The 7,534-nt window shown below is 41.9% G+C and carries 7 protein-coding genes; 4 read left to right on the top strand and 3 right to left on the bottom strand.

What is annotated here, in order from left to right:
* Positions 1–86: 86 nt before the first annotated feature.
* Positions 87–293 carry a hypothetical protein gene (locus U2718_RS13980; protein WP_342000518.1) on the bottom strand — a complete coding sequence of 69 codons (207 nt, stop codon included), beginning with the start codon at positions 291–293 and terminating at the stop codon, positions 87–89.
* 43 nt (positions 294–336) lie between these two features.
* The gene (grxC, locus tag U2718_RS13985) at positions 337–651 is read right to left on the bottom strand and encodes a glutaredoxin 3 (protein ID WP_342000519.1); all 315 of its coding nucleotides are present in this window, start codon (positions 649–651) and stop codon (positions 337–339) included.
* A gap of 248 nt (positions 652–899) precedes the next feature.
* Here grxC and glpX point away from each other — a divergent pair, with 248 nt between their 5' ends.
* From glpX to U2718_RS14005, 4 genes are all read left to right on the top strand, one after another.
* Entirely contained in the window at positions 900–1,937 is a 1,038-nt protein-coding gene (glpX, locus tag U2718_RS13990; protein WP_342000551.1) for a class II fructose-bisphosphatase, read from the top strand.
* A 312-nt stretch (positions 1,938–2,249) separates the two neighbouring features.
* Positions 2,250–3,536 (top strand): glutamyl-tRNA reductase, encoded by a 1,287-nt coding sequence (locus U2718_RS13995; protein ID WP_342000521.1) that lies wholly within the window; start codon positions 2,250–2,252, stop codon positions 3,534–3,536.
* A gap of 81 nt (positions 3,537–3,617) precedes the next feature.
* Complete coding sequence (locus U2718_RS14000) at positions 3,618–6,536, top strand: UPF0182 family protein (protein ID WP_342000523.1); 2,919 nt, start codon at positions 3,618–3,620, stop codon at positions 6,534–6,536.
* Between the two features lie 313 nt (positions 6,537–6,849).
* Positions 6,850–7,371, top strand: coding sequence for a hypothetical protein (locus U2718_RS14005; RefSeq protein ID WP_342000525.1), 522 nt, complete (start codon positions 6,850–6,852; stop codon positions 7,369–7,371).
* Here U2718_RS14005 and U2718_RS14010 read toward each other — a convergent pair.
* Positions 7,340–7,534 (bottom strand): chemotaxis protein CheB (locus U2718_RS14010; protein WP_411813279.1); only part of this gene is annotated, 195 nt, incomplete at its 5' end. The genes U2718_RS14005 and U2718_RS14010 overlap by 32 nt on opposite strands.

Here is a 7,534-nt window from a genome sequence, read left to right on the forward strand (position 1 = left end):
ACCCTGAGACTAGAAATCTGGGACTGCATAAACAAAGCCCGTTTGCACGGGCTAATGAATTTATTCTGTACACATCGGGTGAATTATTAAGCTTGTTTCTCTTCGGCGAAAGTTTCCAATCTTGCCGCTACATAGTTGAGCGCATCTATGAACTTATAGGAGTAGCATTCCTCGAACTTCGCAAAGCCTTCTTGCCTTAACCATTTGGCAACTATCAGTAGTTGTTCAGAATCAAGTTTTGACAGCATTTCAGACTCAATTACTGTTGTGTCAATGTTGTTAGAACTGTCCATCTACTTTTTAATTCCCTTTGTTGTTGGTAAATCTCCAGACAATTTAAAGTGCTGGCTGGGCTAAAAGATTGTCAAGTTGACCTTTTGTATCTAACTCATAGATGTCATCACAGCCACCAATGTGTTGATTGTTAATGAAAATTTGCGGTACAGTGCGGCGTCCGTTGGCACGTTCTGCCATTTTTGCTCTCGCTGCTTCATTGCCATCAATCTTATATTCGGTGAACTTGACACCCTTCCACCACAACAGCATCTTGGCACGGATGCAGTAAGGGCAGGGTTGCCAAGTGTAAATCTCAACATTGGCTTTGACGCGTTCTGGATGACGATTGAGAAGAGGATTGAGAAAGTCCAGCATAATCGAAAAATCGCAAGCTAAAAGTGTGACGTTCTATAAACGTCTGTATGGATTCTAATAAATTTATCCGCTTCAACATAAAGGATATTTATCTGTACAGGTAACACTTTTGATATCCCTTAGTAAATAAAGCCGATAGTGAAGACTATTTTCCACATTCCCACTGGTATCCGCCCTTTGGTAGACTGTAAAACTGAATCGGCCAGATGACAAAGTCGCAAAATCAAGCTATCGAGAGGGCAGACTCTGTGGAAAATACTCTTGGGTTAGAGATTATTGAGGTAGTTGAGCAAGCCGCGATCGCTTCTGCTCGTTGGATGGGCAAGGGCGAAAAAAATACTGCTGATCAAGTAGCTGTAGAAGCTATGCGGGAGCGGATGAATAAAATCTATATGCGCGGTCGCATTGTGATTGGGGAAGGTGAACGCGATGATGCCCCTATGCTTTATATCGGGGAAGAAGTCGGTATTTGTAGCCGTCCAGATGCTAAAAACTTTTGCAACCCAGATGAACTAATTGAAATTGACATCGCTGTTGACCCCTGTGAAGGTACTAACCTAGTGGCATATGGTCAACCAGGCTCAATGGCTGTTTTGGCAATTTCCGAAAAAGGTGGTTTGTTTGCCGCTCCCGACTTCTACATGAAGAAGTTAGCAGCCCCTCCTGCTGCTAAGGGGAAAGTGGACATCAACAAATCTGCAACAGAAAACCTCAAGATTCTCGCCGAGTGTTTAGATCGCTCTATCGAAGAACTTGTTGTAGTGGTAATGAAGCGTGAGCGCCACAACGATTTGATTAAAGAAATCCGGGAAGCAGGAGCTAGAGTTCAACTCATTTCGGATGGTGATGTCGGTGCCGCTCTATCCTGTGGTTTTGCTGGTACCAATATTCATGCCTTAATGGGAATTGGTGCTGCTCCAGAAGGTGTAATTTCTGCTGCGGCAATGCGTGCTTTGGGCGGACACTTCCAAGGACAGCTGATTTACGATCCGGCGATCGTGAAGACAGGTTTGATTGGCGAAAGCAAAGAAGCCAACCTTGATCGGCTAAAGTCAATGGGTATTAACGATCCTGATAAAGTCTACGATGCTCATGAACTAGCATCTGGTGAAACTGTTTTGTTTGCTGCTTGCGGTATCACCACTGGTAACCTCATCCAAGGTGTGCGCTTCTTCCACGGAGGAGCACGAACTCAAAGTCTGGTAATTTCTAACCAGTCCAAGACTGCTCGATTTGTCGATACAATCCATATGCTCGACGAACCAAAATCACTGCAACTGCATTAATTAATGAAGAATGGGGATGGATAATGGTTAGTAGATAGTAGTTAGTAGTTGGTAGTTAGTAGTTGGTAGTTGGTAGGGGTGGGTTTAGAAGATAAATTATCGGTTTAAACCAAAAGATAATCAACAAAACCCGCACGGCAGTCGCTACAACGCGCTTAACCCGCAAGGGCGCGCTGCCTCCCGTACAGTAGTTACTTGTTAACCACTATCCATTACCCACTATCGACTATCTATTAACTACTAGCAGCCATTTATTCCCTATTCCTTAAATTCCCAATTACCAATCACCGATTCGTAACTAAGATTTAGCAGATGAATATAGCAGTGGTGGGGTTAAGCCATAGAACAGCCCCAGTAGAAGTCCGGGAAAAACTGAGCATTCCAGAACCACAGACCGAAAGCGCGATCGCACACCTGCTTAGTTATCCTCATCTTAAAGAAGTTGCCATCCTCAGTACTTGTAACCGTTTAGAAATTTACATTGTGACTGAGGAATCTGAACAAGGTGTCCGAGAGGTAAGCCAGTTTTTATCAGAACACAGTAAAATTCCTACGCAGCTTTTACGTCAACACTTGTTTGTGTTGTTACACCAAGACGCAGTCATGCATTTAATGCGAGTCGCTGCTGGTTTAGATAGCTTGGTACTAGGAGAAGGTCAAATTCTTGCCCAGGTAAAAAATACTCACAAACTGGGACAACAATATAACGGTATAAAAACAATTTTGAATCGATTATTCAAACAAGCGATAACAGCTGGTAAGCGAGTACGTACCGAGACTAGTATTGGTACTGGTGCAGTCTCCATCAGTTCTGCGGCTGTAGAATTGGCACATATGAAGGTAGAAAACTTGGCGGCTTGCCGAGTGGCAATTCTAGGTGCTGGTAAGATGTCGCGGTTGTTGGTACAACACCTTATTTCTAAAGGTGCTGCCAAAATTTGTATTTTAAATCGCTCTGTGGGACGAGCACAGGAGTTAGCTCAACAGTTCCCTGAACACAATATCCAAATTTGTCTGCTCTCGGAAATGCTAACAGTTATTTCCGAATGCGATTTAATATTTACTAGCACAGCTGCGACTGATCCAATTCTTGATCGCGCTAAGTTAGAACTGGTTTTAGAACCTAATCGCGGTTTGATGTTAATTGATATTTCTGTACCTCGCAATGTCCATACTGATGTCAACGAATTGGCAAACGTGCAAGCGTTCAATGTCGATGATTTGAAGGCAGTAGTGGCGCAAAATCACGAAAGCCGCCGCAAGATGGCACAAGAAGCCGAGGGAATTTTAGAACAGGAAGTAGAAGCTTTTGATGTCTGGTGGCGATCGCTAGAAACTGTCTCGACTATCAGTTGTCTGCGAAACAAAATTGAAACCATTCGAGAACAAGAATTAGAGAAAGCTTTATCAAGATTAGGTTCTGAATTTGGTGACAAACATCAAGAAGTGATCGAAGCTTTAACAAGAGGAATAGTTAACAAAATTTTACATGACCCGATGGTGCAATTGCGAGCGCAACAAGATGTAGAGGCAAGACGTCGCTGTATGCAAGCTCTGCAAATGTTATTTAACCTAGATGCAGGTGAGCAGTTTAGTTGAGTAGGGGCTAGAGGCTAGAGGCTATACATTTAAAATTATCAATCCCCTAGTCCCTAATCCCTAGTTCCCACTTCCTTGTATATGAAACAGATTTCTCGATTAGTTTTGCTGCTGTTAGGTTTGTGGTTAATTTTTGAATTAGCCTCACGTCTGACAGCAGAAATTTTTTGGTTTGATGAAGTTGGATATTTGCAAGAATTTTTACTGCGTTTGGTGACGCAGTTGGGGACATGGACGATCACTTTTTTCTTTTCAGTTAGTTTTTTACTAGGCAATTTAGCGATCGCCCATTGGCTGAAACATCCCGACGATTATAAGTTAAAGGGTACAGGGTATAGGGTAGACATCAAAAGCAATATTTCAAATTCTCCCTTGAAATTGCGCTTTCTGATGCCAGTAGTAATTGGATTGAGTGCTTTAGCAGCATTAATTCTAATTTACTACGCTCAACAAGCCTTAAATTTTTGGTATCCAAATATCAAACTTCCTACCACCTCTTGGCAGTTGCCACCCCAGTTCCAGCTATTTTCTCAACTGTTGCAATTACAGGCAATACCTATTCACTTGGTGCAGTTGGGTTTATTAGTAGTTTTGACAATCGCAATTTTAATTTATCATCAGTTTCTATTAGGGGCGATCACTTTACTCATTAGCTTGCTTTTGGGTTTTTTGCTGTCAGGACGATGGATGGTAATTCTACAATATTTCCGTAGCACTAGTTTTCAAGCCAAAGATCCGCTTTTCCATCGGGATATTAGCTTTTATATATTTTCTCTGCCGATTTGGGAACTATTAAATTTTTGGTTATTAGGAATATTTTTATACGCTGTTGTTTCCGTAGGATTAATTTATTTACGTTCCGCCAATAGTTTAAGTGAGGGATGGTTTCCAGGATTTACTTTACAGCAACGACTCCACTTAAACGGTTTAACAAGCTTGCTGATGCTAGCACTAGCTCTGCATTATTGGCTACAGCGCTATCAACTTTTGTATTCTACCGATGGCGTTAATTACGGTGCTAGCTACACAGAGGTTCACGCACAGTTGCCAATTTATACTGCTTTGAGCTTTTTGGCAGTGGCGATCGCTATTTATCTGCTATGGCGATTATTTGTTTTGTCCGGTTCCAGACAAACCAGATTAAAACCGATTCCCTTTCCACGCCAATTGGTTTATATGCTGGTGTTTTATCTATTATTGGCAGGAGTTTCTGGCGAAATTTTGCCTACAATAGTACAACGTCTGATTGTCCAACCTAATGAATTAACAAGAGAAAGACCGTATATTTCCCGCACCATTGCTCTTACCCGTCAGGCATTTAATTTAAACGCCATTGATGCGGAAACCTTCGATCCGCGAGGTGAATTAACAGCAGCTGATTTAAAAGAAAATAACCAGACAATTCGCAATATTCGCTTGTGGGATACCCGTCCGCTTTTGGAAACTAACCGCCAACTCCAGCAAATTCGTCCTTACTACAAGTTTCCTGGTGCTGATATTGACCGCTACACACTTTTGCGGGACTTGACAACTCAAGCAACAGAATATCAACAAACTATAATTGCGGCAAGAGAGTTAGACTACGGCGACGTTCCCGAACAAGCGCAGACATGGATTAACCAACATTTAGTTTATACGCATGGCTACGGGTTTACACTTAGCCCTGTCAATTTAGTTGCCCCTGGTGGATTACCTTACTATTACGTTAAAGATATTGGGGTAGATGGTACAGACAAGCAGGGTTCGTTGCAGATTACAAGCAAGGAAATTCGTGCCAGCATTCCCATTGCTCAACCGCGAATTTATTATGGGGAAATTAGCGATACTTATGTCATGACTGGGACAAGAACGCAAGAGTTAGATTATCCCAGTGGTAATGAGAATATCTATAACGTCTATGATGGACAGGGAGGAATTCCGATAAGTGCTACATGGCGGCGTTTGTTGTTTGCTCAGTATCTCAAAGATTGGCAAATGCTGCTGACGCGTAGTTTTACTCCCCAAACCAAATTGTTATTTCGTCGCAATATCCGCCAAAGAATTCAGGCGATCGCTCCTTTTTTACGTTTCGATGGCGATGCATACTTAGTTGCTGCTGACGGAGGAGGTGAAACTACAGAAGGCGAACCAACTTATCTTTACTGGATAATTGACGCCTACACCACCAGCGATCGCTATCCTTATTCTGATCCAGGAAAGCATCGATTTAATTACATCCGCAACTCTGTCAAAGTTGTTGTCGATGCCTACAATGGTACAGTCGATTTTTATGTTGCCGATCCAAGCGATCCTATTATTGCAACTCTGGGGAAAGTTTTTCCGAAAATGCTAAAACCACTCTCGGCAATGCCACTTCCCCTACGCAGCCACATCCGCTATCCATTGGATTTCTTTAGTATTCAATCAGAACGACTGCTGGTATATCACATGAGAGATCCACAGGTATTTTACAATCGAGAAGACTTGTGGGAGATACCTACAGAAATTTATGGCAGCGAACAGCGTTCAATAGAACCCTACTACTTGATCATGAAGCTGCCACAAGCACAAACAGAAGAGTTTATTCTTCTGATGCCGTTTAAGCCTGTACAACGTGCAAATTTGATTGCTTGGCTCGCGGCACGTTCCGATGGGGTAAATTATGGCAGGTTGTTACTATACGAATTCCCGAAACAGCAGTTAGTCTATGGAACTCAACAAATCGAAGCTTTAATCAACCAAGATCCGGTGATTTCTCAACAGATTTCTCTGTGGAATCGGGAAGGCTCGCGAGCAATTCAAGGAAATCTTTTAGTGATACCAATTGAACAATCGCTTTTGTACGTCGAACCCTTATATCTAGAAGCAGAACAAAATAGCCTACCGACTTTTGTGAGAGTGATTGTTGCTTACGAAAACCGAATTGTGATGGCAGAAACTTTAGAGCAAGCATTAGCTGCAATCTTTCAGCCCCAGCAACCTACTTCCCCAGCAATCATCCGCCCGCTACAGGAAAATTAAAACTAAGTATTAGTAATTAGTTAACATCTAGGCATACAAAATCTTACTAACTTTATACGGTAGCGGACAGACAAAAAAACTGGCAAAACACTAGACTAAAGCTTGTTGAGCAAGCGCAAAAAGTATAAATTGCTTTTAATAGTTGGTTGCTAATCAAACAAGTTAGGAAAGTTGCTAATAGTAGATGGACACTTTAAACTTTGATATCAACAGTGACGTTTTATTAATCAGTACTGTTGACTCTAGTGCAAGACGAGAAATTGAGGATACAGTAGAAATTTTGTGCGAGTAAGTAGAAACTCTCAAGCAACAATTGCAATACAAGCAGTTAGAACTACAGGATATAGAGCAAGAGTTGAGTTATGTAAATAAGGAGTTATGTGCCGCACTTACATCAGACTGGTTAACACTTGATGAGGCTAAAGAATTAGCTAAAAAAATTTTAGTAAGTAAAAAAACTGTCCGTGAGTCTGTAGCTGAACTTCTCAGTGCCATCTATAATTTGACGGTCGAAACTTCAGAGTTGGGACACATAGACACACCGAATTCTATTACTCTTTTGAAAAACGCTCTAGACAATCGGTTGCTTGCTGAGTTTAAGATACTCAAAAGTATGATGGCGATGCTGAGAGAGCAAGCTACTGACATGAGGGCGAAATCTAGGATGCTGAGAAACCAAGCTTGTGAAGTTAAGGCTGAGTCTAGGAAGCTTCGAGCTCAATCAAATGAACTTGGAATTCAGTTTATTGGCTTGCGAGTCTCTTTCCTATCTCGTCAAACTAATTTTAGCCAGAGTCAATTTCTTAGCAATTCATCGGAGCGAAAGCTCCGATGAATTGATCGATTTTTTCTGTCATCACTAGGTTTATCAAGGTTGAAGCGATCGCATCTAGGGGAAAAACAAAATCGACTTTCCCTGTGTCAATCGCAGATTTGGGCATACTGAAACACTCACAACTAGCCTCATCTTGAGCGATCACCGTACCGCCATACTTTTT

It is taken from the genome of Chlorogloeopsis sp. ULAP02 (genome assembly GCF_038404745.2).
Classification (GTDB): Bacteria; Cyanobacteriota; Cyanobacteriia; order Cyanobacteriales; family Nostocaceae; genus Chlorogloeopsis.